Source organism: Dyella marensis (genome assembly GCF_049532885.1).
Classification (GTDB): Bacteria; Pseudomonadota; Gammaproteobacteria; order Xanthomonadales; family Rhodanobacteraceae; genus Dyella_D; species Dyella_D marensis.
Genome location: NZ_CP064029.1, coordinates 1601624 through 1624241, shown reverse-complemented (window position 1 = coordinate 1624241; position 22618 = coordinate 1601624). Strand labels below are relative to the sequence as shown.

Here is a 22618-nt window from a genome sequence, read left to right as displayed (position 1 = left end):
ATTGAATAGCCGTTTCGGCGGGAGCAACCCCTCTCCCATCCCCGCGGGCAAAGGAGAGGGGTTTTATTCCGTGAAAACCGGCGGCTTATTCAAAGATAATCGTGGAACCGGCTTACTTTTCGCTGGCCTGCACGTAGATGGTCGGCCCGATCGCCGTATCCCCGCTCATGATGGCCGTGTTCTTTCCTGCCGCGGCTGGCAATCCTTCCTTGAGGTTGACCGCGGCCGTCACGATGCCCTGCAGGATCGGCGTGACGATCGGGATCGGCAGCAAGGTATTGCCGCAGCCTTCGGCCTTCGGCACGGCGAAGGAGTTGTCGACCAGGGTGCCGCCATCGGCCATCAGGATCTGCCCGACCGGGTCCGTCGTATCGAGGAAGGACAGCGCTGCCGGCACGCCGCTGATCGGCGTATTCGGCGGCGGCGGACTGGTGGTATTGGCGACCAGTTTCAACACGATCGGATGGCTGGCGGAGCCGATATAGCAGGTGTTGCCGAGGAAGGGATTCTGCAGATGGATGCGGATCGGCAGCTGGATGACCGTGGGGTCTTCCGGCGGCAACGGCGGGAAGGAAGCGTTGATCAGATTGGCCTGCGCCGGCCCCACCGGCTCCGCGGTGGCGTACACGTCATTCACCGTATTGACGATATGCCAGAACGCCTGCGCCAGCGGTCCGGGCCAGGTGGAGTCCGGTTCCATCAGGCCGAGCAGGCCGCCCGGCACTTCCAGCGGCGTGGCCGACATGGCGGGCGCGCCATCGACGGGAACATAGAGCGCACCGAGGCCGGCGATATTGTTGACGCCGCCCTGCAGCACGATCGGCTTGGTGATCGGCACCGTGGCCTTGCCGATCTTGAACGAGCCCGAGGTGATGGTGGAAACGACGCAGGCGGTGACCTGGTCGTTCGATTGATACGGGCAATGCTGGAAAACCGCATAGTCGCCCGAAGGTGTTCCGGCACTCGCCGTCTGCGCGCAGATGCCCAGCGCGCCGGCGGCGGCGATGCCGAAGAGCTTCAATGTTTTTGACATGGTGATCTCCGGTATTTCTAGTGAAAGCTTGCGCATGGCAAGCCATGGATTCCGGCACGGCCGCACCGGGCCCGCGAGCGCCAAAAGGCCCTGCAAGCGGCTCCCCACTTGAAAATCAGCTACGGCACGACGCTCGATCGCGGCGCGGATAGATCAAGGCTGCGCAAGAGGTCGCCCTCTTGCGCAGCGGTACGACGGAAAAAGCATCCCAGCTACGCCGTCCCTGGCGCGTCCCGGCCAGGCTCCTGCCAGCCGGAACGCCATGCCGCTCCTTGATTACGGATACACGATGCTCAGCGTGGCGCCGCCACCGGTGTTGACCACCGGCAGGCTGCTGCTGGTCACCGCGCAGGCGCCCGGATTGAGCTGGCCGTTGAAGGTGGCGACGCCGTTGCTCAGCGTGACCGGCACCGGGCCGGCGCCGCAGGTCACCGGGTTGCCGTTGATGCCCACCACCTTGACGTTCTGGGCCACGCCGCCGGTGGCGCTGGTGATGTTCAACGGCCAGTTGAAGTTGGTCGCCTGCAGGTTGTTGCAGTTCGCGTTGTTGCCGTTGGCCGGATCGGGGCTGAACACGGCATTGGTGACGACGCCCACGCCGCCGCTCACCACGATGGTGAAGACGGACTTGCACGGAATCCTGATCGCGCCGCCAAGCGCCGAAAGACTGGTGGAACCCGTGGCCGTGAACGTGCCGTCCGGCGTGAAATGCGAAGCGAAACTCGGCGCGGCGGCCAACATGCCAACGGCCAGCACACCACTTGCAGCGATGGATTTGACGAAGGTCATGCGATGACTCCTTTCAAGGTTAGGAGGTGCGATGAGCACCGGGCTGCACCGCGGCCGGAACGCAGGCCGCAGCGGCTTGCGCCGGCAACGCACAGGGCATTGCCAGCGGAGGTGCAGGGACATCGCAGACGCGCCTGCGCTATCCCTGCATAAGAGCGGTGGAACCTCTCAGTTGAAGCCCATGCGAACGGAGATCCCGTAGATCCTGGGATCGAGAGTGAAGACGTTCGTGGTCAATCCGCTGTCGTCGCTGTTGACGAAGGCGTCCGTAATCGGTGTGTCGTTGAACAGGTTCTTGACGTAGAGCTGCACGGTGAGATCGCTCTTCGCCGACTGCCAGGTCAGCGAGAGATTCGCGTTACCCCAGCCGCGCAGCTTGTCCGACACCGTGTTGTAGATGCGCGCATAGCTGGAGCTCTGGCGGTAGTAATCGCCGCGCAGGGTGAAGTCGCCGCTGGCGGTGAAGAAGGTGTACTGCGTACCCACGTTGCCGGTCCAATGCGGCGAGTTCGGCAGCTGCTTGCCGCCGAGATCGGCGTAGAAGCCCTTGCCGCCGTTCGGCGCCTGCGTATTGGGATTGTAGAAATCGCCGCTGGCCAGCTGGATCGAGCCATCCGGCGCGACGAAGTTGCTGGTCGGGAACGGACCGCCGCAGAACGAGGCCAGGTCGTTGAAGGCGAGCACGTAGCCCGAGGTCTGCGCCCACTGCAGCAGCTTTTCCACCTCCGCTTTCGGCGCCACGCAATTGGAAGCCTGCTGCAGCCAGGGCTTGATCACCACGTAGTCCGGATTGCCCTGCGTGCGGTTCAGCACGTCGATCGAGCGGGATCCGTTGGCAAGCCGCGTATGCAGATAGCCGAGGTTGCCGTCGAAACGCAGTGCGCGCGTGGCCTGCCAGGCGCCTTCCAGCTCGAAGCCGAAGATCTTCGCGTCGAAGTTTTCGTTCAAGGTGGCGCGATCGACGATCTGCGAGACCTGGTAGTCCTTGTAGTCGTAGTAGAACGCGTCGGCGTTGAGCATCAGCTTGCCGCCGTCCATCATGTTCTTGGTGCCGATCTCGAACGCATTGACGTATTCGGGCTTGAACGTCGACGGGCCCGGATTGAAGTAGAGGTTCTTCGGATCGGCGCCGATGCCCGGCGAGTTGGTGCCGCCGGCCTTGTAGCCGCGCGACAGCGAGGCATACACCAGGGTTTCGTCGGTGAAGGACAGCTTCGGCTTCCAGTCCAGCACCAGGCGCCCGGTCGGCTTGCGCCAGCGCTGATTGATGTCCGGCAGGTGCGGATAGCCGTAGTTGACATAGCCGCCGCCGGCGAAACCGGGCATCAGCAGCAGCTGGCTCGGCACCGGCGTGCTGATCTTCTTGTCGTCGGTATAGCGCAGGCCGGCCGTCAGCTTCACCGTGTCGGAGAGCTGGTAATACAGCTCGCCGAACAGCGCCTTGGACTTGGTCTCGCCGATATTCTGGCTGCGGAAATAGTTATGGCCCTGGCCGTTGATGCTGCCGATCGGGTTCGGGTCGATATACACGCAGGAGTTGTTGTACTGGTCCAGGTAGTTCGGCGTGCAGTCGATCGGCGTGCGGCCGAAATAACCCTGGTTGAAGAATTCCTGCGCGGTGGCGGTGAACACGTTGTTGAAGACGAAATAGTCTTCGTCGATCTTGTAGTCCAGGTAATTGGCGCCGACGCTGAAATTGAAGCGCCCGTCGAACGAGGACTGCAGGCGGAATTCCTGCGACCACTGCTTGCTGTGCGAGCGCACCAGGTCGACCGCCAGATAACCCTTGGACGGGCCGAGTTGCGGATCGGTGTACACGCCGCCCGGCGTGATCGGATAGGCGGGGCCGCCGAAATTGCCCGTGACCGGATCGGGGAACGGATTCAGCAGGCCGTTCGAATCGTTGAAGATCGGGTTGGACTGGAAGCGCCCGTAGTCCTGCGTCGAGTAATAGAAATCGCGCGAATAAGCCGTCTGCGAGATCAGCTTCAGGTCCTCGCTGGGCTTGAACTCCAGGTTGATCTGGACCACGTCGTTCTTGGCCTTGAAGCGCGGGTCGTAGCTGGTGGCGATGGTGCGCAGGTTGGTCGACTGTTGCACGCCGGCGAAGGGATCGCCCGGCTTGACCAGCGACGGCGTCTCGAGAAAGTCCGGCGTGATGCCCAGCGGCAGGCTGGTGCGCGCGAACAGCAGCTGCGACAGGCTGGCGCCGTTGGGCACGCCGAACGCGCCCTTGCCGTAGAGCGAGCCGGGCTGGCAGCCCTGGCTGAATTGCGGCTGGTTGAATTCGGGCACGGCGGTGTCGCCGATCTGGGTCGGACCCGGGTCGTTGTGGCAGAGCTGCTTGCCGGTGCGCGATCGGTCGTCGTTCTCGTTGAAGTGCTCCCATACCAGGCTGGCGCTGAACTTGTCGCTGGGCTTCCACAGCAGGCCCATGCGGCCGCTCCACAGGTCGCGGCCGTTGACGTCCTTGTTGGTCACGGTGTTGTTGTCGTAGCCGCTGCGCTTGGTCCAGGCGCCCGCCAGGCGGTAGGCCAGGGTATCGCCGATCGGCACGTTGACCATGCCGCTGAAGCGGCGGCTGTCGTAGTTGCCGGTTTCGGCCTTGAACCAGGAATCGAAGCCATCCAGCGACGGCAGGTTCGGAATCATGTTGACCACGCCGCCGGTGGCGTTGCGGCCATACAGGGTGCCCTGCGGGCCGCGCAGCACCTCGATACGGTTGACGTCGAAGTATTCCTGCTCGAACAGGCGATTGCGGATCAGCGGCGTGCTGTTGAAGCTCACCGCCACGCCGGGGTCGGTGGTGACCGACAGCGCCTTGGTGCCGACGCCGCGGATCGAGAAGTTGTAGCTGGCGAAGTTGGATTTGGAGAACGTCACGTTCGGCGTGGCGCGCAGCAGTTCGGCGCCGCCTTCGATCTTGTGGTCGTCCAGCGATTGCGCGTCGAACACCGACAGTGCGATCGGCACGTCGATCGGGCGCTCCTCGCGCTTCTGCGCGGTCACCGTCACTTCGCCGAGCTGGACGACCTTGTCGGCATCAGCCTTGCTGCCTTGCCTGGCGCGGGATTTCTTGTTGTCGGGAGCGGCCTGGGCCTGCGGGTCCGCCGGTGGCGCGGCATTGCTGGCCGCGGGCGCCGGCTTGGCGTCGTCCGGTGCCGCGGCATCGTGGCCGTTATCGGTGGCGTGCGCGCGCGCCTGGATGGCGAGACAGGACAGAATCGCCAGCATGAGCACGCGTGGCTTGACCGACGTATGCGGCCGATATGGCTTGTGTTGCATTACTCCCCTCCCAATGAAGAGTCGCTAGGCGCGACACCTGTATCCCCGGCCCGAAGGCCCTTCCCCTGGAACGACTGCAGCACTACGCAAACCACTGGACGCGGCGCGCCGGCGGATCGGCCGCCGCGTCGGCTTCGCCGAAAGCGGCAGCCGCTACAGGCGCCCTCTCGCCGCCCATCGCCGGGCCCATCACTTCGTCCGCGGCGCGAAAAGGATCGCGACCACCGGCCCGTGCGCCCCGATGCGCTGCCGCCGGTATCTCGGGCTCCACCACTTCCGCGGTGGCCACCACTTGGCCCACTACCTGCTCGACCTGGCTGTCGCGCTTGGGATCGCGGAAAGGCGTGACCAGGATCGGCGTGACGAACACCAGCAGCCGCGTGATCACCAGCGATTCGCTGACCGGCTCGCCCATGCAGATGGCGCAGGCCAGCTCGGCCAGGTTCGCCCCCGCCATGACGCCGGCCAGTGCCTTCAGGCCGAAGCGCAGGCGCGTGCCCAGTTCGCGCGGCGGCAGTCCCGGCAGCGCGCGCTTGAAAGCCTTGAAAAAGCGCGCCGAAATCGACCGGTGGCTTTCTTTCAGATAACCGCGGATGACCGGCGAGGAATCGCCATAGGCGCGCAACAGCAGCTGTATCCGCGTGCGCTCCTCGATGCTGTCCTGGCGCATGCGCAATACCGGGATAATCAAGGCGCCAAGCACGGCCTGTGCGGCAATCGCGCTATTGCCATTAGGTTGTTCGCATGCCGCGAGCAAATACAGGCGCTCCTGATTCAAGCGATTCAGACAGGAAATCATCAATTCGCGCATCAAGGCTTCCTTGCTGCCGAAGTAGTAACTGACCAGGGCCGGATTCGCCTGCGCGAGTCCCGCGATCATGCGCAGCGACGTCGCCTCATAGCCGTGCTCGACGTACAGCGTCTCGGCTGCACGCAACAGGCGATATCTGGCGCCCTGCTCATCGTTGAGCTGATTCGACATCGGTTGCCGGTCCCCGCTGATCCTCCGGCCGTTCCCTCTTGCCCCTCCGGCAAGTGGAACGTCGGATTCAAGTCTCCATTTGAACGCTTGGTTTCATACGAGCGTTCGCAAGATTGACTCGCGTAGGGGTAAAAGCAAGTTGCAACGCAAGGACTGGTATCCGGCGCATTTGAAAGGCGCATGCGTCGGGTAAAAAGCCTTTAAATCAGCGCTTGAAGCGTTTCCTACGACGTCAGCTTCACGAAGGCGAGGAAACGGCGGGAAGGGGTATTTTCTGCGGCGCAGCATTTGGTGATCCGATTAAAACTCTTGGTTAATTTCATTAGCTGATCCGGGTATAAAAGATTTTCACGTGGTTATCACGGGAATCGGGACTTGGGGGTTAATTGCTTTTGAAAAGCCCTTGGGCTTTCTCGACCCTCGGCTCATCGCTCCGCCCGGCCCCTCACCCCGGCCCTCTCCCCGGAGGGGAGAGGGGGATGACGGGCGGGGCGACAATCAAGCGAAAAGCTCGCGGCGCAGCCGCGGCGTTCCGCTGTTGCTCTTGATCTACGGGGTCCCCTTGGCGCCGGCGGTGAGGGCTGGACGATCAGGCCCCGCAGGGGGCGAGGACAGGACGTCCTCGCCTTTTTGACTCGGGCAGGATGCCCGATCAAAAAGCCCGGCCAGCCCTCACGGACCCTCAGCAGCTTTGCTGCTGAGGGCGCCAAGCAGGGTGCCCTTTCTTCTTGGTTACTTCTTCTTTGGGCACGCAAAGAAGAAGTAACTCGGGCCGCGGCAGCGGCACGAAACACTCGCCAAAGGCGAGACAACCACGCCTCAGCGCAACAACCGAGCGATACAGTCACTGGATCCCGGCCTACGCCGGGATGACGAGCAACGGGATGCGCACCCTTCGTTGCGCAGAACTTCGGCAAAGCGTGCCAACCCACTATTGCCCAAGGCCCCCCTCGCGCTTATCCACAAGCTCCCCCAACCCACATCCACAAAACCTGTGGAAAACCCCCATCACACGACGATGGCCTGACCAAAACTTTTGCAGCGCGTCCACGCACCAACCCCATCAAGCACTTGAAGGTGTTTTCCACAGGCTCGCCCGCAGAGCATCCACAACGACTGTGGAAAACCTGCGCTCAACACGCGTGATCGCCGCCGCGGCGTTGGAGTTCGCTGCGCTCACTCCAACCTACGCCGGTGGGCGGAGACGCGAAGCAAACACGCGGCAGCGTGACCAAAAACTTCGCAGCGCGTGCGCATATCAACACCATCAGACACTTGAGTGTGTTGTCCACAAGCTCACCCGCAGAACATCCACAGCCACTGTGGACAACCTCGCGACACCCCCACGCCGCCGCGCGCGAAAACGCATGTTTTCAGCCATTTCGCAAGCGATTTCTGCATACCGCGGCGTCACGCGCATGACCAAAACTTTCGCAGCGCGTGCGCATCGCAACACCGTCAGTGACTTGCAGTGCTTTTCCACAGGCTTACCCGCAAACCATCCACACCGCCTGTGGAAAACATCCGCGCACGCGCAAAAAAAATGCCGCCTCGCGGCGGCATTTCTCTTGAATCGCGGCAGCGGCGATCACGCGGCGCGCGGCGCCCTGGTGAGGATGCCCAGCACGTCGGCAAGCTTGTCGCGCATCTCGCGGCGGTCGACGATCATGTCGATGGCGCCGTGCTCCAGCAGGAACTCCGAGCGCTGGAAGCCTTCCGGCAGCGTCTCGCGCACGGTCTGCTCGATCACGCGCGGGCCGGCGAAGCCGATCAGCGCCTTCGGCTCGGCCACGTTGATGTCGCCGAGCATGCCGAGGCTGGCGGACACGCCGCCGGTGGTGGGATGCGTGAGCACGCTGATGTAGGGCACGCCGGCATCGCGCAGGCGCGCCAGCGCGGCCGAGGTCTTGGCCATCTGCATCAGCGAGAACAGCGACTCCTGCATGCGCGCGCCGCCGGTGGCGGAGAAGCACACCAGGGCGCTGCGCTCGGCCAGCGCGCGTTCGGCGGCGCGGGCGAACTTCTCGCCCACCACCGAACCCATCGAGCCGCCCATGTAGCTGAACTCGAAGGCCACCGCCATCAGCGGGCGGCCCTTGAGTGCACCGCTCATGGCCAGCAGCGCGTCCTTCTCGCCGGTGGATTTCTGCGCAGCCACGATGCGGTCGCGGTACTTCTTGGAATCGCGGAACTTCAGCGGGTCGGTGGGCTCGAGGTTCGACCACAGCTCCTGCGTGGAGCCTTCGTCCAGCAAGGCCTGCAGGCGCACGCGCGCCTCGATCGCGTGGTGATGGCCGCACTTGGGGCAGACCATCAGGTTGCGTTCCAGCTCCGGGCGGTACAGCACGGTGCCGCAGCCGCCGCACTTCTCCCACACGCCCTCGGGGACCTTGCCCTTGCCGGCGTTGGAGCTCTGCGTGCGCGCACGCGGGGTCATGATTTTCTGCAGCCAGTTCATCGCTACACCTCAAACGTTCCTGACCGAAACGATCAGGAAGATCGTTTCAGTGTGCGTCCAGCGCCGTGCGGATCGGTTGCAGGAAAGCCCTGGCGCGGTCGGCGATGTCGTCCGCCCGCTCGGCCCCCGCCAGCCGTTCGACCAGCGCGCTGCCGATGACCACGGCATCGGCGAATCCGGCGATGGCCTTGGCGCTCTGCGCATCGCGCACGCCGAAGCCCACTGCCACCGGCGCCTTGGCGCTGGCCCGGATCCCGGCCACGCGGGCCGCGATGTCCGAGGTACTCAAGCGCCCCGCGCCGGTGATGCCGGCAAACGACACATAGTACAGGAAACCCTCTGCGGACCCGCACAGCCGCGCCATACGCGCGGGTGCGGTGGTGGGGGCCGCCAGCAGGATCTGCCTCAGCCCGGCGGCCTTCAGCGGGGCCAGCACGGCCGATTCCTCCAGCGGGCAATCGACCAGCAGCACGCCATCCACGCCGGCCTCGACGGCTTCGGCGGCGAAGCGCTCGTAGCCGTGGATCTCCACCGGATTGAGGTACCCCATCAGCACCACCGGCGTGTCGGCGTCGCGCTGGCGGAAGGCACGGACCCAGCCGAGCACGTCGGCCAGGCCCACGCCCTTGGCGATGGCGCGCTCGCTGGCGTGCTGGATCACCGGGCCGTCGGCCATCGGGTCGGAAAACGGCACGCCCAGCTCGATCACGTCGGCGCCGGCCTCGACCAGCGCGTGCATCAACGCCACCGTGTGTTCCGGCGCGGGATCGCCGGCGGTGACGAAGGGGATCAGGCCGGTGCGGCCGGCGCGCTTGAGCGCTTCGAAACGGCGGTCGATGCGGTTCATACCTGCACTCCTTCGCGGGCGGCGATGGTGTGCACGTCCTTGTCGCCGCGGCCGGACAGGTTGCACAGCACGAGCTGGTCCTTGGGCATGCCACGGGCGAGCTTGATCGCCTGCGCCACGGCATGGCTGGATTCGAGCGCGGCGAGGATGCCCTCGGTGCGCGCCAGCAGATGGAACGCTTCGAGCGCCTCGTCGTCGGTGACGCCGACGTATTCGGCGCGGCCGGCGTCCTTCAGGAAGGCATGCTCGGGGCCGACGCCGGGGTAATCGAGGCCGGCGGAGACCGAATGCGTCTCGGTGATCTGGCCGTTGTCGTCGCACAGCACGTAGGTCCGGTTGCCATGCAGCACGCCGGGACGCCCGGCCGCCAGCGAGGCGGCGTGATGTCCGGTGGCGATCCCCTCGCCCGCCGCTTCCGCACCGACGATGCGCACGCCGGCATCGTTGAGGAACGCATGGAACAGGCCGATCGCATTGGAGCCGCCGCCGACGCAGGCGGTGATCGCATCCGGCAGGCGGCCGTATTGCGCGAGCATCTGCTCGCGCGCCTCGCGCCCGACGATGGCGTTGAAGTCGCGCACCATCATCGGATACGGGTGCGGGCCGGCCACGGTGCCGATGATGTAGAAGGTGTCGGCCACATTGGTGACCCAGTCGCGCATGGCTTCGTTGAGCGCGTCCTTCAGCGTCTTCGAACCGGAAGTCACCGGCACCACTTCGGCGCCGAGCAGCTTCATGCGGTAGACGTTGATCTTCTGCCGCTCGATATCCACCGCGCCCATGTACACCACGCACTTCAGGCCGAAGCGCGCGGCCACCGTGGCCGAGGCCACGCCGTGCTGGCCGGCGCCGGTCTCGGCGATCACGCGCGGCTTGCCCATGCGCTTGGCCACCAGGGCCTGGCCGATGGTGTTGTTGATCTTGTGCGCGCCGGTGTGGTTGAGGTCCTCGCGCTTGAGCAGGATCTGCGCGCCGCCGACGTGCCGGGACAGGCCTTCGGCGTGATAGATCGGGCTGGGGCGGCCGACGTAGTACTTCAGGTCGCGATCGAGCTCGGCGAGGAATGCCGGGTCTTCGCGCAGGCGCAGGTAGGCCTCGGTCAGCTCGGCGATCGGCGCCATCAGGGTCTCGGCGACGTACTGGCCGCCGAAGTCGCCGAAGCGGCCGTGCTCGTCGGGCCAGCGGTGGAAGTCCTGGGACATGTGCGGTTTCCTCTAGCGGCAGGGGCGCCGCGAAAAACCTTTCCGCGGGCGCCAGGCCGATAAATTAACGCACGGCCCGGCTTCGCGAAAAGCGATAAGATCGCCGCAACCTGTCAGCAAAACTCACATGTCAGCCGTCCGCGACCTGCCCCCGCTGAATGCCTTGCGCGCCTTCGAGGCCACCGCCCGCCTGGGCAGCGCCAGCCGCGCCGCGGAGGAACTGCACGTCACCCATGGTGCGATCAGCCGCCACCTGCGCGCGCTGGAAGAAGCGCTGGGCCAGCCGCTGTTCGCGCGCCAGGGCCGCGGCCTGGCGCTGACCGCGGCGGGCGAGCAGTTGCGCGATGGCGCGCGCGATGCGTTCGAACAGTTGCGCGATACCTGGGCCCGCGTGGCGCGCGGCCAGGCGGACGCGCCGTTCGTGCTGGGCTGTCCCGGCAGCCTGCTGGCGCGCTGGATGATTCCGCGGCTGGAACGGCTGCGGCAGGACCTGCCGAGCTTGAAGCTGCACCTCTCCGCGCAGGAAGCGCCGCTCGATGCGTCGCTGGCCGGCATCGATGCCGCGCTGCTGCTGGCGGAGCCGCCATGGCCGGGCGACTGGCGCGTGCATGAGCTGGCGCCGGAGCGGATCGGGCCAGTGCTTAGTCCGCGCTATCCGGGAGCGTCGAAGCTGCAGCAACGGTCACCGCAGGGGCTGTTGAGCGAGGCGCTGCTGCATACCGCTTCGCGGCCGCAGGCGTGGCCGCAGTGGGCGGCGCTGGCGGGGCTGCAGCCGGCACAGCTGAGCTATGGGCAGGGCTTCGATCATCTGTATTACCTGCTCGAAGCAGCGGTCGCGGGATTGGGCGTGGCGATCGCACCGGTGCAGCTGGTGGCGGACGATCTGGCGAGCGGGCGGTTGTTGGCGCCGTGGGGGTTTGTCACCACGCCGGCGCATTGGATTCTTGCCGTGCCGCGAAGGGCTTCGGGGCCGCAGGCGGATGCGCTTGCCGGTTGGCTGCGTGGTGCGCTGAGCGACGATTGAGCGGCGCTTTTTTGCTCGTCATTCCGGCGCAGGCCGGAATCCAGTGACGACAGCGTTTGCTCAAGACGAAGCGATGGGCGCTCTGACGATGAGGCGTTCACCGAACGCTACCGTTACTGGATTCCGGCCTGCGCCGGAATGACGAGCTTTTAGCCGGCCTGGCGCACTGCCTCGATGAAGGCGTACATCTTCGCTGCATCCTTGATGCCGGGCGCGGACTCGATCCCGCTCGACACATCCACCGCCCACGGCTGCGCCACGCGAACGGCGTGCGCGACATTCTCGGCGGTCAATCCGCCAGCAAGGATCAGCGGCTGATCGAGATCGGTCGGCATCAACGACCAGTCGAAGGCCTTGCCGCCGCCGCCCGCTTCGCCCAGCCCATGCCCATCCAGCAACAACCCCGCCGCGCCGGGATACTCGCGCAGCCGCGGCAAAGCCGCGGCACCCTCGCCCATCGCGATGGCCTTCAGATAACGATGGCCGAACTGCGCGCACCAGTCGTCGCTTTCATCGCCATGGAACTGCAGCAGATCGGGCTGCACCTCGCGCAGCACTTCGCGCACATGGGCGGCGTCATCATCCATGAACAGCGCGACGGTGCTGACGAACGGCGGCAGCGCGGCGCAGATGTCCCTGGCGCGCGCGATATCCACCCGGCGCTTGCTGCGCGCGGTGAAGATCACCCCGATCGCATCGGCGCCGTATTGCGCGGCCAGCCGCGCATCTTCCACGCGCGTCATGCCGCAGCACTTGATGCGGGTCATTGGCTCACCTCCGGCGGCAGGCCCCAGTGCGCTTCGTAGCGAGGCCCGAGGAAGGTCAGGCCTGAGGACGGCGCGGTCGGCCCGGCCACTTCGCGATTGCGCCCGGCCAGCAGTTCGCCGACCCAGGCCGCCGGCTGCTCGCCGCGCCCCACCGGCAGCAGCGAGCCGACGATATTGCGCACCATGTGATGCAGGAACGCGTTCGCTTCGATCTCCACCAGCACCTGTTCCTGCTCGCGCCGCACGCTCACCGCCAGCACTTCGCGCCGCGCATGCGCCGCTTGGCAGGACACCGCGCGGAAGGCGGTGAAATCGTGCTCGCCGATCAGCGCCTGCGCCGCCTCGTGCATGCGCGCGGCATCCAGCGGCTGGCGCTCCCAGGTCACGTAGCGCCCATCCAGCGCCGCGCGCACGGGGCGGTTGAGGATGCGGTAGCGATAGCGGCGGCTGCGTGCGGAGAAGCGCGCATGGAAATCTTCCGGCACCGTTTGCGCCCACAGCACCGCCACGCTGCGCGGCAGGTTGGCGCAGGCGCCGAGCACCCAGCCGCGCGGATCGCGCTGCACCTCGGTGTCGAAGTGCACCACCTGGCAGCGGCCGTGCACGCCGGCGTCGGTGCGGCCGGCGCAGGTCACCTCGACCGGATGCGCGGCCACGAACGACAGGGCTTTCTCCAGCGCGCCCTGCACGGTGGCCCCGTGGGTCAGCCGCTGCCAGCCGAGAAAGTCGGTGCCGTCGTATTCGATGCCCAGGGCGATGCGCATGTGGAGCCAGGCGAAGCTGCAAGGCCGACGAGGTTAGCATCCCGCGCCTGTGGCAAGCCCCAAAAACATCGGGCCGGCATATAGCCGGCCCGATAAGAAAACACCTGCAGCGAGAACTCAGCGGATGCCGTCGAGCAGCTTCTGCGCCACGTCCTTCTGCATCTGGGTGCCTTCGTGCAGCACTTCTTCCAGCATGGCGCGCGCGCCGTCCGGGTCGCCCATGTCGAGGTAGGCGCGGGCCAGGTCCAGCTTGGTGTCGACCGGGTCGTCGTTGAAGCCGCCTTCGTGCGCATCGCCGGCGTGGGCGAAATCGTCTTCCACCGGGCTGTGCGCCGGCGCGGCCGGAATCTCGTCTTCCAGGTCGGCGAACTGCCAGGTGGACACCGGCTCGCGTTCCGGCGCGGCGACCGGCTCCGGCTCGGCGGCTACCGGCGCGGCGTTGGCCAGCGGGCGCGGGGTCAGGTCGAAGTCGAAGTGGTACTCGCTGACCTTGGGGTTCTTCGGGGGCAGCGGAGCGGCCGGGATCGGCGGGATGTCATCGTGCTGGGTCTCGGCGTAGCGGTCCAGGTCGAACTGGTGCAGCGCCTCGTGCTCGTCCTCGTTCTGCGGCGGCAGCGGCGGCGGGTTGCCGCCCGAGAACAGCGGATGGCCGGGGACCAGGTCCTCGCCCATCGACACCACGTCCAGCCATTCCGGCTGGTCGGGGCTGGAGATGTGCGCGTGCATCGCTTCGGCGGCGGCTTCGAAGTGCTCCACGTCGCGGCGGCTGTAGTACAGGCTGACCAGTTCCAGGTGCAGGCCGACGTCGTCCGGATGCTCGGCGAGCTGGTCGAGCAGTTCGTCCTGGTCCGGATCGGAGCCGCCGATGGTCGGTTCGGCGCCGAAGCGGTCGGCCAGCGACGAAGCGGAGCGCGGCGCCGGAGCATCGCCCGACTTCTTGCGGCGGCCCAGCAGCGCGCCCAGGAGCAGCAGCACCACGGCGCCGGCGCCGGTGGCGAGCGCCCAGGTCTGCATGTACCAGGGCTCTTCCTCGGCCGGCGCGGGCGGCGCCACCGGGGCGGGCTTCGGCGCCGGCTTGTTCTCCGGCTTGGCCGGCGTGCTGGCCACCGGGGCGGTGGCGGCGGCGCTGCCGGTGGAAGCCGGGGCGGAGCTGGTGCCGGCCGGGGTCACGGCCAGCGTGTCGGCGGGCTTGGGTGCGCTGGCGGCGGGCGCGGACTTGGGCGCCTCGGCGGCGGGCTTGGGCGCTTCGGCGACGGCGGGCTTCGCTTCGGCCGGCTTGGCCTCGGCGGCGGCCGCCGGCGCGCCCTTGCGGGCTTCGGCCAGCTTGCGCTGCAGGTCGGCGATCTCGTTGTCCTTCAGCGCCAGCAGCTTGGTGTTCTTCTGGTTGATGTCTTCCAGGTCTTTCAGGCGCGACTTCAGCTCGTTGCCCTGCTGTTCCAGGGTGGCCAGCGCCTCCTTGCTGCGCAGCAGGTCTTCGCGCAGGCCGGCCGCGGCCTTGGCGTCCTTGCCGTCGCCCTTGGCGCTGCCGCCGGCGGCGCCCTGCGCGCCGTCCTTCGCGGGCACCAGGGAGAGACGGTCGGACGGTTCGCCCTTGCCGGCGGTCGGCGCGGTGGAAGCGGCCGGGCGCGTGCCGGCATCGGCCACGCTGGTGGCGGTGCGCGCGGCGCCCGAGCTCCAGTCGCCGTTCTGGCGGCGCACTTCGGCGGCGGCCGCGGCCACCGCCATGGCCTGCGCGTCCTGCGCGGAAGGCACGCGCAGCACGGCGCCGGTCTTCAGCGCATTGATGTTGTCGCGGTAGAACGCATCCGGGTTGGCCTGCTTGAGGGCCAGCAGCATCTGGTTGATGTCCACGCCCTGCGGCGCGGTGTCCTTGGCGATGGACGACAGCGTCTGGCCGCGCTCGACCGGACCGTATTCGCCGTTCTTCAGCGCCGGCGCGGCGGCCGGCGCCGGCTTGGCGGGCGCGGGCTTGGCGGCAGCCTGCTGCTCGTCGGCGGCGGGTGCCGGCGCGGCATGGCGCGCGGGCTTGCTGGAGGACGAAGCGACGGCGGGCGCGCGGGTGGCGGGCGCGGCGCCGGGGCTGCTCGGCGGGTCGAGCAGGATGGCGAATTCGCGCACGCTCTTGCCGGTGGCGCTGCTCACTTCGACCAGCAGGTCGAGGTAGGGATCGTTCACCGGCGCGGCGCTGGTGATGCGGATCACCTTGCGGCCGTTGCCGCCGTCGATCACCGCGAACTGCAGCGGGATGTTCGGCGCGCCGCTGATGCCGGCCTTGGCGAATTCCTCGCCGGAGGCGAGCTTGGCGGACAGGTTCTGCAGCTCGGAAGGATGTTCCGGGTTCAGCGGAATCTCGGCCAGCAAGGGCTGGCCCAAGGCCGACTTGACCTGGATCTGGCCCAGTTCGAGCGCGGCGGCCTGGGTGCTGCCTAAGGCCAGCGCCAGCAGCACCGACAGTCTCAACGAACGATTCATCGCGTGTTCCCCCGAACTGCCCCGTGACGTTTCTTATATAAGGATCGCCGCACTTGGGCGGCGATTCCGTCGACAAGACGACACTTTAAGTTAGAAAAAGGCCCACAAACAATAGTTGCGGCCGATATTTACAACGCATTGCTGCGAGAGGTTCTCGCAGCGGTCCCGCTTATTGGGTCTTGCTCAATGGCCCGGGCCGGGAGCGGCCTTGGTGCTTTTCAGTGCTTCCAGCTGCTGGCGCAGCTCCGCGATGGCGCGGTCCTGCTGCTCCATCCTGCGGTCGGCCTGCTCGCTCTGGGCCTCCTGCGAGGCGACGTCGTGCTGCAGGCGCTGCACTTCGGCGTTCTTGCTGGCGACGCGGTGCTCGGCCTCGGCCTTCGGTGCGGGAGCGGGGGCCGCGGTCCCCGCCTGCTGACCGGCCCAGGCCGGCATCGCCAGGCATGCGGCGCAGAGCGCCAGGCTGGTCAGGCGGGTTTGCATCAGAGATGTTCCTCGATCAGCAGTTCGGCGATCTGCACCGCGTTCAGCGCCGCGCCCTTGCGGATGTTGTCCGAGACGATCCACAGGTCCAGGCCGCGCTCGTGAGAAATATCTTCGCGGATACGGCCGACGAAGACCGGATCCTTGCCCGCGACGTCGCCCACCGGGGTGGGATAGCCGCCGGCCTTGCGCTCGTCCTGCACCACCACGCCCTCGGCTTTTTCCAGCAGCGCGCGGGCCTGTTCGGCGGTGATCTTGTCGCGGGTCTCGATGTGCACGGCCTCGGAATGCCCGTAGAACACCGGCACGCGCACCGCGGTGGGATTCACCTGGATGGTGTCGTCTTCCAGGATCTTGCGGGTCTCCCAGACCATTTTCATTTCTTCCTTGGTGTAGCCGTTGGCCTGGAAGTCGTCGATGTGCGGGATCACGTTGAAGGCGATCTGCTTGGGAAACTTCGACTTTTCCACGTCCTGGAAATTGAGCAGCGCCGCGGTCTGCCGGCCCAGTTCCTCCATGCCCGAGCGGCCCGCGCCGGACACCGACTGGTAGGTGGCCACGTTGATGCGGGTGATGCCGGCCTGGCGGTGGATCGGCGCCAGCGCCACCAGCATGCCCATGGTCGAGCAGTTCGGATTGGCGATGATGCCGCGCTTGGTGTACTGCGCGATGGCGTGCGGATTCACTTCGCTCACCACCAGCGGGATGTCGTCCTGGTAGCGGAACTCCGAGGTGTTGTCGATCACCACCGCTCCGGCCGCCGCCGCGCGGGGCGCGTGCTCGCGGCTGACCGAACCGCCGGCGGAGAAGAAGGCGATGTCCACGCCGGCGAAGTCGTAGTCCGCAAGATTGCGCACGGTGACCGATTTGCCGGCGAAGTCCACTTTGCCGCCCGCCGAACGCTCGCTGGCCAGCGGGACCAGCTCGCCGACCGGGAATTTGCGCTCCGCCAGGATAGCCAGCAGGGCTTCGCCCACGGCGCCCGTCGCGCCGACCATCGCCACCTTGTAGCTGCTCTTCTTGCTCATGTTCCAGGTTTCAGTAGAGGGACTCGGAGATCCGTCCGAACGGGGCCGACATCCGCATCAACGGAAATCTAGCCGGGGTTGAGGGCAAAACAATACGCGATCTGCCTGGGCGTGAATGGCATCACGCTTTGAAACAGCCGCTTTTTAGGACCAACGTTTCATCACTTCAGGATTGAGCGGCGCCGGCGGACGTCCGGCGCGCGGTCCGTGGCCCAGCGCGGCCAGCACATTATCGGCGGCCAGGGCGGCCATGGCGCGGCGCGTATCCGCGCTGGCGCTGGCGATATGCGGGCTGAGCAGGACATTCTCGAGACGCAGCAGGTCCGCATGCAGCGCCGGCTCGCCCTCGAACACGTCCAGCCCCGCGGCCGCCAGCCGCCCCTCGCGCAGCGCGGCGGCCAGCGCCGCGTCGTCCACGATGCCGCCGCGGGCCACGTTCACCAGCACCGCGGTGGGTTTCATCAGCGCGAGTTCCGCCGCGCCGACGGCGTGGTGGCTTTCGCGCGAATACGGCAGCACCAGGATCAGGTGATCGGCGCGGCGCAGCAGTTCGGCCTTGTCGACCGGGCTGGCGCGGCATTCGCGCTCCACCGGCTCGGGCAGGCGCGAGCGGTTGTGATAGAGCACATGCATGTCGAAGCCGGCCGCGCGGCGCGCGATGGCCTGGCCGATGCGGCCCATGCCCAGGATGCCCAGCGTCTTGCCGTGCACGTCGACGCCCAGCCAGTCGTCGAAGCGCATGCCGCCCTGCCACTGCCCCGCGCGCAGCCAGCGTTCGGCGGCGCCGACGCGACGCGCGGCGCCCAGCATCAGCGCCCAGGCGTAGTCGGCCACGGTCTCGTTGAGCACGTCGGGGGTGTTGCAGGCGAGGATGCCGGCGCGGGTCAGCGCCGGCACGTCGAGGTTGTTGTAGCCCACCGCCAGATTGGCGATCACGCGCAGGCGCTGGTTGCCTTCCACCACCGCCGCGCCCACCGGGTCGGCCAGGCCGATGATGGCCCCATCGACGCCGGACAGGTGCTCGCGCAGCGCTTCCGGCGCATGCCGGCGCTCGATCGCCTCGGCCTGCACGTCGACGTATTCGGACAGCCGCGCCAGCACTTCCGGAAACAAGGGGCGCGACACCCACACTTTCTGTCTTGCGCTCATGTACTCACATCAGTCTTGCCGCGCCGGCGGTGCACGCAAAGCGCGCTCACGCCAGGCGCGGACTCACCTCGCCCACGTCGCCGCACTGGGCGCGATGGCGCAAGGCGTGGTCCATCAGCACCAGGGCCATCATGGCCTCGGCGATCGGCGTGGCGCGGATGCCCACGCAGGGATCGTGGCGGCCCTTGGTGACCACCTCGACCGGTTCGCCGGCCAGGTTCACGCTGTGGCCGGGAATCAGAATGCTCGACGTCGGTTTCAGCGCGATCGAAGCGGTCACCGCCTGCCCCGTGCTGATGCCGCCGAGGATGCCGCCGGCATGGTTCGAGGCGAAACCGGCGGGGCTCATTTCGTCGCGATGCTCGCTGCCGCGCTGGGCCACCGCGGCGAAGCCGTCGCCGATCTCCACGCCCTTCACCGCATTGATCGACATCATGGCGGCGGCGAGGTCGCCGTCGAGCTTGCCGTAGATCGGCTCGCCCCAGCCCGGCGGCACGCCCTCGGCCACCACGTTGACGCGCGCGCCGACGGAGTCGCCGGACTTGCGCAGCGCGTCCATGGTCTTCTCAAGTTCGGGCACCTGCGCCGCGTGCGGCCAGAAGAACGGGTTCTGCTCCACCGCGTCCCAGTCGAAACCCTGCGGCGCGATGCCGCCCAGCTGCGCGAGATAGCCGCGCACGCGCACGCCGTAGCGCTCGGCCAGCCATTTCTTGGCGATCACCGCGGCGGCCACGCGCATGGTGGTCTCGCGCGCCGAAGAGCGCCCGCCGCCGCGCGGATCGCGGATGCCGTACTTCTGCCAGTAGCTGTAGTCGGCGTGGCCGGGGCGGAAGGTGCTGACGATGTCGCCGTAGTCCTTGCTGCGCTGGTCGGTATTGCGGATCAGCAGCGCGATCGGCGTGCCGGTGGTGCGGCCTTCGTAGACGCCGGAGAGGATCTCCACCTCGTCCGCTTCGCGCCGCTGCGAGGTGTGGCGGCTCTTGCCGGTAGCGCGGCGGTCGAGGTCGGCGCGGAATTCGCTCTCTTCGATCGGCAGCCCCGGCGGGCAGCCGTCGATCACGCAGCCGATGGCCGGGCCATGGCTCTCGCCGAACGTGGTGACGGTGAAGATCTTGCCGAAGGAATTGCTGGACACGGGGCTTTTCCTGGGGGCTAACCGGCCAAGCTTAGCGTGTACGGGCCGCCGGGTCTGCGCCGGTGCGCCATTCGCGCGCCAGCAGGGCGAACACCAGGTCGTCCGCCCACTCGCCGCGCAGCCAGTAGCTTTCGCGGAAATGCGCTTCCTGGCGCATGCCCAGCGAGCACAGCAGCGCCACGCTGGCGGTGTTGCGCGGATCGACCGAAGCGGTGGCGCGGTTGGCGCCGCGGGCGAAGGCCCAGTCCAGCGCGGCGCGCAGCGCTTCGGCGGCATAGCCCCTGCCCTGATGGGGCGGTGCGATGGTGATGCCGAGTTCCACGCCGCCTTTCTCATCTGCGGCCAGGCCCAGGCCGAGGTCGCCGATCAGCTCGCCGCTGTCGCGCAGGCGGATGGCGCGCTGCCACCAGTGACCCGGCGCGGGTTCGGCGGCCAACGCCTCGATCCATTCCGCCGCCTCATCCAGCGAGGCGGGCTGCCAGCCCTGGTAGCGCGCCACCTCGGGATCGCCGCGATAGGCATACAGCGCCGCGGCGTCGCCAGAGGCCAAGGCATCCAGGCGCAGGCGCGGCGTCAGCAGGTCCACGGCTCAGCCGTGGCGGGCGCGCGCCGCGGCGCGGATGGCGTCGGCGTGCTCGACCAGGTCGCGGCGCTCCAGCGCGAACACGCCCATGGCGCCGACCTTGAACTCGATCCACACGAACGGGACTTCCGGCAGCAGCTCCACCAGCGCGTGCTCGCTCTCGCCCACTTCGACGATCAGCAGGCCGTCCTCGCTCAGGTATCCGGCCGCTTCGTCCAGCATGCGCAGGCACAGGTCCAGGCCGTCTTCGCCGGAGGTCAGGCCGAGCTTGGGCTCGTGGCTGTACTCGCCCGGCAGCGCGGCGTATTCGGCTTCGGTGACATAGGGCGGGTTGGACACGATCAGGTCGTAGACGCGGCCCTTCACGCCGTTGAACAGGTCGGACTTCACCGCCTCGACGCGCCCTTCCACGTGCTGGAACACGATGTTCTCGCGCGCCAGCGACAGCGCGTCGTCGCTGACGTCGACGATGTCGACCCGCCAGTCCGGGTTGTACTCGGCCATGGCGATGCCGATGCAGCCGGAGCCGGTGCACAGGTCGAGCGCGCGCTCGACGTGGCGGTGCTCCAGCCACGGCTGGAAGCCGGATTCGATCAGCTCGGCGATCGGCGAGCGCGGCACCAGGGCGCGGCGGTCGCTCTTGAACTTCAGCCCCGCGAACCAGGTTTCGCCGACCAGGTAGGCCACCGGCAGGCGCTCGTTGATGCGGCGCTCGATCAGCGCCAGCACGCGCTCGCGCTCTTCGCCGGTGAGCTTGCCGGCGCCGTAGGCCGGCGGGATGTCCGGCGGCAGGTGCAGGCTGGCCAGCACCAGGTGGGTGGCCTCGTCGATCGGGTTGTCGTGGCTGTGGCCGAAAGTCAGCCCGGCGGCCGAGAAGCGGCTGGCGCCGTAGCGGATGAAATCGATGATGGAGGCGAGTTCGGCGGTCACGGCGGCCAGGGTCTGCGGCTGGAGGATCGCGAAGTATAGCGGGCCGGGGAACGGGGAACGGGGAACGGGGAACGGGGAACGGGGAACGGGGAACGGGGAACGGGGAACGGGGAACGGGGAACGGCAAGAGCGTCGCAGCCACGGCGTTCATGTCAACCCACCTGTTCCCCATTCCCTGTTCCCCGTTCCCTACCCGATATACTGGCCGGATGACTTTCAAAGTGCTCCTGCAATACCTCCTGCCCCATCGCGCGCTGTCGCGGGTGGTCTATTGGGCCACGCGCTGGACCTTCGTGCCGTGGAAGAACTTCCTGATCGGGCAGATCGTGCGCCGCTATCAGGTGGACATGGCCCAGGCCGCCCAGCCCGATCCGTTCGCCTACCAGCACTTCAATGCCTTCTTCACCCGCAAGCTGCGGCCGGACGCGCGCCGCGCCGACGCCGACCCGCAGGCCCTGCTGAGCCCCGCCGACGGGCGCATCAGCCAGTCCGGCCGCATCGTGGACGGGCGCATCTTCCAGGCCAAGGGCCAGGAATACACCGCCGCCGAACTGCTGGGCGACGAGGCCGCCGCCGCGCCGTACCGCAACGGCCGCTTCGCCACCATCTATCTGTCGCCGCGCGACTACCACCGCGTGCACATGCCGCTGGCCGGCACGCTGAAGGAAACCGTGCACGTGCCGGGGCGCATCTTCAGCGTGGCGCCGTTCGCGGTGGAGGCGATCCCGCGCCTGTTCGCGCGCAACGAGCGCCTGGTCTGCCACTTCGAGAGCGAGCGCGGCCCGTTCGTCGCCGTGATGGTGGGAGCGATCCTGGTGTCGTCCGTGGCCACCGTGTGGGACGGCTTGGTGATTCCGCCGTACGCGCCGGCGATCCGCCGCAAGTCCTTCGCCGGGCAGAACATTTCGCTGGAGCGCTTCGCCGAGATGGCGCGCTTCAACATGGGTTCGACGGTGATCCTGCTGCTGCCCGACGGCATGGCGGAATTCGACCAGCTGCAGCCGCAGCAAGTGGTGCAAGTGGGCCAGCGTCTCGGTCGCTGTACGAACTGACGCACAGATCCGAGTGACGCTTTTCGTCGTTTTGTGACTTTTTTGGCGCAAGACGAAGCGAGGCGTCGCTATCCTCACCCGTATTCGCCGCAGCGCGCAGCCGCGCCGCATCCCGAATCCGCGACCGGAGGAACCGCATGCGCATCGTCAGCCAGATCATCGCCCTGAGCCGCAGCCGGCAGCTGGGTCGTCAGTTCCGCGAGATCGAGCGCATCGTCGACAGCCTGCCACGCCGCACGCGCGTCCAGCTCGGCACGCTGACTCTCCGCGAGATCGGCCAGGCCTCGCGCAGCGAATTCCCGCATCTCTATGGCACCTCGCCGGAACAGCGCTATCTGCCCTGGGGCGAGGGTACCGACGTCGGCTATGCGCGCGCGCGGTCGGACAATGCCGAAGTCGCCATCCGCGGCGTGGCGCTGTGGCTGGCGGTGGCCTACCACGAGACCAAGGACTCCCCGCACCTCAAGCTGCAGCTGCAGCACCGCCATCTGCTGAAGGTGCTGCATGGCTTGAAGGAAGCCCACCGCAACGGCACCGAGGCGGCGCCGACCCGCGGCAACAGCCTCGCCGCGGCGTAAGCAACGCTTGCGTAGGTTGGGGTGAGCCGCAGGCGAACCCCAACATCGAGCGCCACGCAT

Annotated in this window: 19 protein-coding genes; 3 read left to right on the top strand and 16 right to left on the bottom strand. The window is 67.4% G+C overall.

Annotated features, from left to right (window positions below; genetic code table 11):
• Positions 1 to 112: 112 nt before the first annotated feature.
• The 7 genes from ISN75_RS07230 to trpB all read right to left on the bottom strand — a co-directional run bounded on the left by ISN75_RS07230 (position 113) and on the right by trpB (position 10596).
• On the bottom strand, positions 113 to 1033 hold the full coding sequence (locus ISN75_RS07230; protein WP_210427791.1) for a hypothetical protein: 921 nt from the start codon (positions 1031 to 1033) through the stop codon (positions 113 to 115).
• A gap of 276 nt (positions 1034 to 1309) precedes the next feature.
• Positions 1310 to 1822 (bottom strand): hypothetical protein, encoded by a 513-nt coding sequence (locus ISN75_RS07225; RefSeq protein ID WP_167255768.1) that lies wholly within the window; start codon positions 1820 to 1822, stop codon positions 1310 to 1312.
• A gap of 168 nt (positions 1823 to 1990) precedes the next feature.
• Entirely contained in the window at positions 1991 to 5107 is a 3117-nt protein-coding gene (locus ISN75_RS07220) for a TonB-dependent receptor (protein ID WP_210427790.1), read from the bottom strand.
• An 82-nt stretch (positions 5108 to 5189) separates the two neighbouring features.
• On the bottom strand, positions 5190 to 6089 hold the full coding sequence (locus tag ISN75_RS07215; protein ID WP_167255770.1) for a TetR/AcrR family transcriptional regulator: 900 nt from the start codon (positions 6087 to 6089) through the stop codon (positions 5190 to 5192).
• A gap of 1588 nt (positions 6090 to 7677) precedes the next feature.
• On the bottom strand, positions 7678 to 8547 hold the full coding sequence (gene accD, locus ISN75_RS07210) for an acetyl-CoA carboxylase, carboxyltransferase subunit beta (protein WP_167255772.1): 870 nt from the start codon (positions 8545 to 8547) through the stop codon (positions 7678 to 7680).
• A gap of 46 nt (positions 8548 to 8593) precedes the next feature.
• Positions 8594 to 9394 (bottom strand): tryptophan synthase subunit alpha, encoded by an 801-nt coding sequence (trpA, locus tag ISN75_RS07205; protein ID WP_168648570.1) that lies wholly within the window; start codon positions 9392 to 9394, stop codon positions 8594 to 8596.
• Positions 9391 to 10596: a tryptophan synthase subunit beta gene (trpB, locus tag ISN75_RS07200; RefSeq protein WP_168648569.1), complete on the bottom strand. Its 1206-nt coding sequence runs from the start codon at positions 10594 to 10596 to the stop codon at positions 9391 to 9393. The genes trpA and trpB overlap by 4 nt, the downstream gene beginning before the upstream one ends.
• 127 nt (positions 10597 to 10723) lie before the next feature.
• On the opposite strand from trpB, the gene ISN75_RS07195 reads away from it, so the two are divergent.
• The gene (locus ISN75_RS07195) at positions 10724 to 11620 is read left to right on the top strand and encodes a LysR family transcriptional regulator (protein ID WP_167255778.1); all 897 of its coding nucleotides are present in this window, start codon (positions 10724 to 10726) and stop codon (positions 11618 to 11620) included.
• A 149-nt stretch (positions 11621 to 11769) separates the two neighbouring features.
• Here ISN75_RS07195 and ISN75_RS07190 read toward each other — a convergent pair whose 3' ends face one another.
• The 9 genes from ISN75_RS07190 to prmB form a co-directional block, all read right to left on the bottom strand.
• A complete protein-coding gene (locus ISN75_RS07190) occupies positions 11770 to 12387 on the bottom strand; it encodes a phosphoribosylanthranilate isomerase (protein WP_168648568.1) in 618 nt (205 codons plus the stop codon).
• Complete coding sequence (gene truA, locus ISN75_RS07185; protein ID WP_168648567.1) at positions 12384 to 13151, bottom strand: tRNA pseudouridine(38-40) synthase TruA; 768 nt, start codon at positions 13149 to 13151, stop codon at positions 12384 to 12386. Before truA ends, ISN75_RS07190 begins: the two co-directional genes overlap by 4 nt.
• 117 nt (positions 13152 to 13268) lie before the next feature.
• Positions 13269 to 15623: a FimV/HubP family polar landmark protein gene (locus tag ISN75_RS07180; RefSeq protein WP_343819849.1), complete on the bottom strand. Its 2355-nt coding sequence runs from the start codon at positions 15621 to 15623 to the stop codon at positions 13269 to 13271.
• Positions 15624 to 15806: 183 nt separating this feature from the next.
• Positions 15807 to 16103 carry a hypothetical protein gene (locus tag ISN75_RS07175; protein WP_168648565.1) on the bottom strand — a complete coding sequence of 99 codons (297 nt, stop codon included), beginning with the start codon at positions 16101 to 16103 and terminating at the stop codon, positions 15807 to 15809.
• Positions 16103 to 17131, bottom strand: coding sequence for an aspartate-semialdehyde dehydrogenase (locus ISN75_RS07170; protein WP_167255788.1), 1029 nt, complete (start codon positions 17129 to 17131; stop codon positions 16103 to 16105). The genes ISN75_RS07175 and ISN75_RS07170 overlap by 1 nt, the downstream gene beginning before the upstream one ends.
• Positions 17132 to 17275: 144 nt before the next feature.
• The gene (locus ISN75_RS07165; RefSeq protein ID WP_168648564.1) at positions 17276 to 18280 is read right to left on the bottom strand and encodes a 2-hydroxyacid dehydrogenase; all 1005 of its coding nucleotides are present in this window, start codon (positions 18278 to 18280) and stop codon (positions 17276 to 17278) included.
• A 46-nt stretch (positions 18281 to 18326) separates the two neighbouring features.
• Positions 18327 to 19415: a chorismate synthase gene (aroC, locus tag ISN75_RS07160; protein ID WP_168648563.1), complete on the bottom strand. Its 1089-nt coding sequence runs from the start codon at positions 19413 to 19415 to the stop codon at positions 18327 to 18329.
• 31 nt (positions 19416 to 19446) lie between these two features.
• Positions 19447 to 20001, bottom strand: coding sequence for a GNAT family N-acetyltransferase (locus ISN75_RS07155; RefSeq protein ID WP_168648562.1), 555 nt, complete (start codon positions 19999 to 20001; stop codon positions 19447 to 19449).
• A gap of 3 nt (positions 20002 to 20004) precedes the next feature.
• Positions 20005 to 20928: a 50S ribosomal protein L3 N(5)-glutamine methyltransferase gene (gene prmB, locus ISN75_RS07150; RefSeq protein ID WP_167255796.1), complete on the bottom strand. Its 924-nt coding sequence runs from the start codon at positions 20926 to 20928 to the stop codon at positions 20005 to 20007.
• 209 nt (positions 20929 to 21137) lie between these two features.
• Here prmB and asd point away from each other — a divergent pair, with 209 nt between their 5' ends.
• Together asd and ISN75_RS07140 are read left to right on the top strand one after the other, a co-directional pair.
• Positions 21138 to 21980 (top strand): archaetidylserine decarboxylase, encoded by an 843-nt coding sequence (asd, locus tag ISN75_RS07145; RefSeq protein WP_168648561.1) that lies wholly within the window; start codon positions 21138 to 21140, stop codon positions 21978 to 21980.
• Between the two features lie 137 nt (positions 21981 to 22117).
• A complete protein-coding gene (locus ISN75_RS07140; RefSeq protein WP_167255800.1) occupies positions 22118 to 22558 on the top strand; it encodes a hypothetical protein in 441 nt (146 codons plus the stop codon).
• Positions 22559 to 22618 lie beyond the last annotated feature (60 nt).

What these genes read in the sequence shown, in the direction of transcription:
- ISN75_RS07230 (WP_210427791.1), bottom strand. Translation starts at nt 1,033, where the DNA reads ATGTCAAAAACATTGAAGCTCTTCGGCATCGCCGCCGCCGGCGCGCTG.
- ISN75_RS07175 (WP_168648565.1), bottom strand. Translation starts at nt 16,103, where the DNA reads ATGCAAACCCGCCTGACCAGCCTGGCGCTCTGCGCCGCATGCCTGGCG.
- ISN75_RS07180 (WP_343819849.1), bottom strand. Translation starts at nt 15,623, where the DNA reads ATGAATCGTTCGTTGAGACTGTCGGTGCTGCTGGCGCTGGCCTTAGGC.
- truA (WP_168648567.1), bottom strand. Translation starts at nt 13,151, where the DNA reads ATGCGCATCGCCCTGGGCATCGAATACGACGGCACCGACTTTCTCGGC.
- ISN75_RS07190 (WP_168648568.1), bottom strand. Translation starts at nt 12,387, where the DNA reads ATGACCCGCATCAAGTGCTGCGGCATGACGCGCGTGGAAGATGCGCGG.
- ISN75_RS07165 (WP_168648564.1), bottom strand. Translation starts at nt 18,280, where the DNA reads ATGAGCGCAAGACAGAAAGTGTGGGTGTCGCGCCCCTTGTTTCCGGAA.
- trpA (WP_168648570.1), bottom strand. Translation starts at nt 9,394, where the DNA reads ATGAACCGCATCGACCGCCGTTTCGAAGCGCTCAAGCGCGCCGGCCGC.
- ISN75_RS07220 (WP_210427790.1), bottom strand. Translation starts at nt 5,107, where the DNA reads ATGCAACACAAGCCATATCGGCCGCATACGTCGGTCAAGCCACGCGTG.
- ISN75_RS07170 (WP_167255788.1), bottom strand. Translation starts at nt 17,131, where the DNA reads ATGAGCAAGAAGAGCAGCTACAAGGTGGCGATGGTCGGCGCGACGGGC.
- ISN75_RS07140 (WP_167255800.1), top strand. Translation starts at nt 22,118, where the DNA reads ATGCGCATCGTCAGCCAGATCATCGCCCTGAGCCGCAGCCGGCAGCTG.
- accD (WP_167255772.1), bottom strand. Translation starts at nt 8,547, where the DNA reads ATGAACTGGCTGCAGAAAATCATGACCCCGCGTGCGCGCACGCAGAGC.
- asd (WP_168648561.1), top strand. Translation starts at nt 21,138, where the DNA reads ATGACTTTCAAAGTGCTCCTGCAATACCTCCTGCCCCATCGCGCGCTG.
- ISN75_RS07225 (WP_167255768.1), bottom strand. Translation starts at nt 1,822, where the DNA reads ATGACCTTCGTCAAATCCATCGCTGCAAGTGGTGTGCTGGCCGTTGGC.
- trpB (WP_168648569.1), bottom strand. Translation starts at nt 10,596, where the DNA reads ATGTCCCAGGACTTCCACCGCTGGCCCGACGAGCACGGCCGCTTCGGC.
- ISN75_RS07195 (WP_167255778.1), top strand. Translation starts at nt 10,724, where the DNA reads ATGTCAGCCGTCCGCGACCTGCCCCCGCTGAATGCCTTGCGCGCCTTC.
- ISN75_RS07215 (WP_167255770.1), bottom strand. Translation starts at nt 6,089, where the DNA reads ATGTCGAATCAGCTCAACGATGAGCAGGGCGCCAGATATCGCCTGTTG.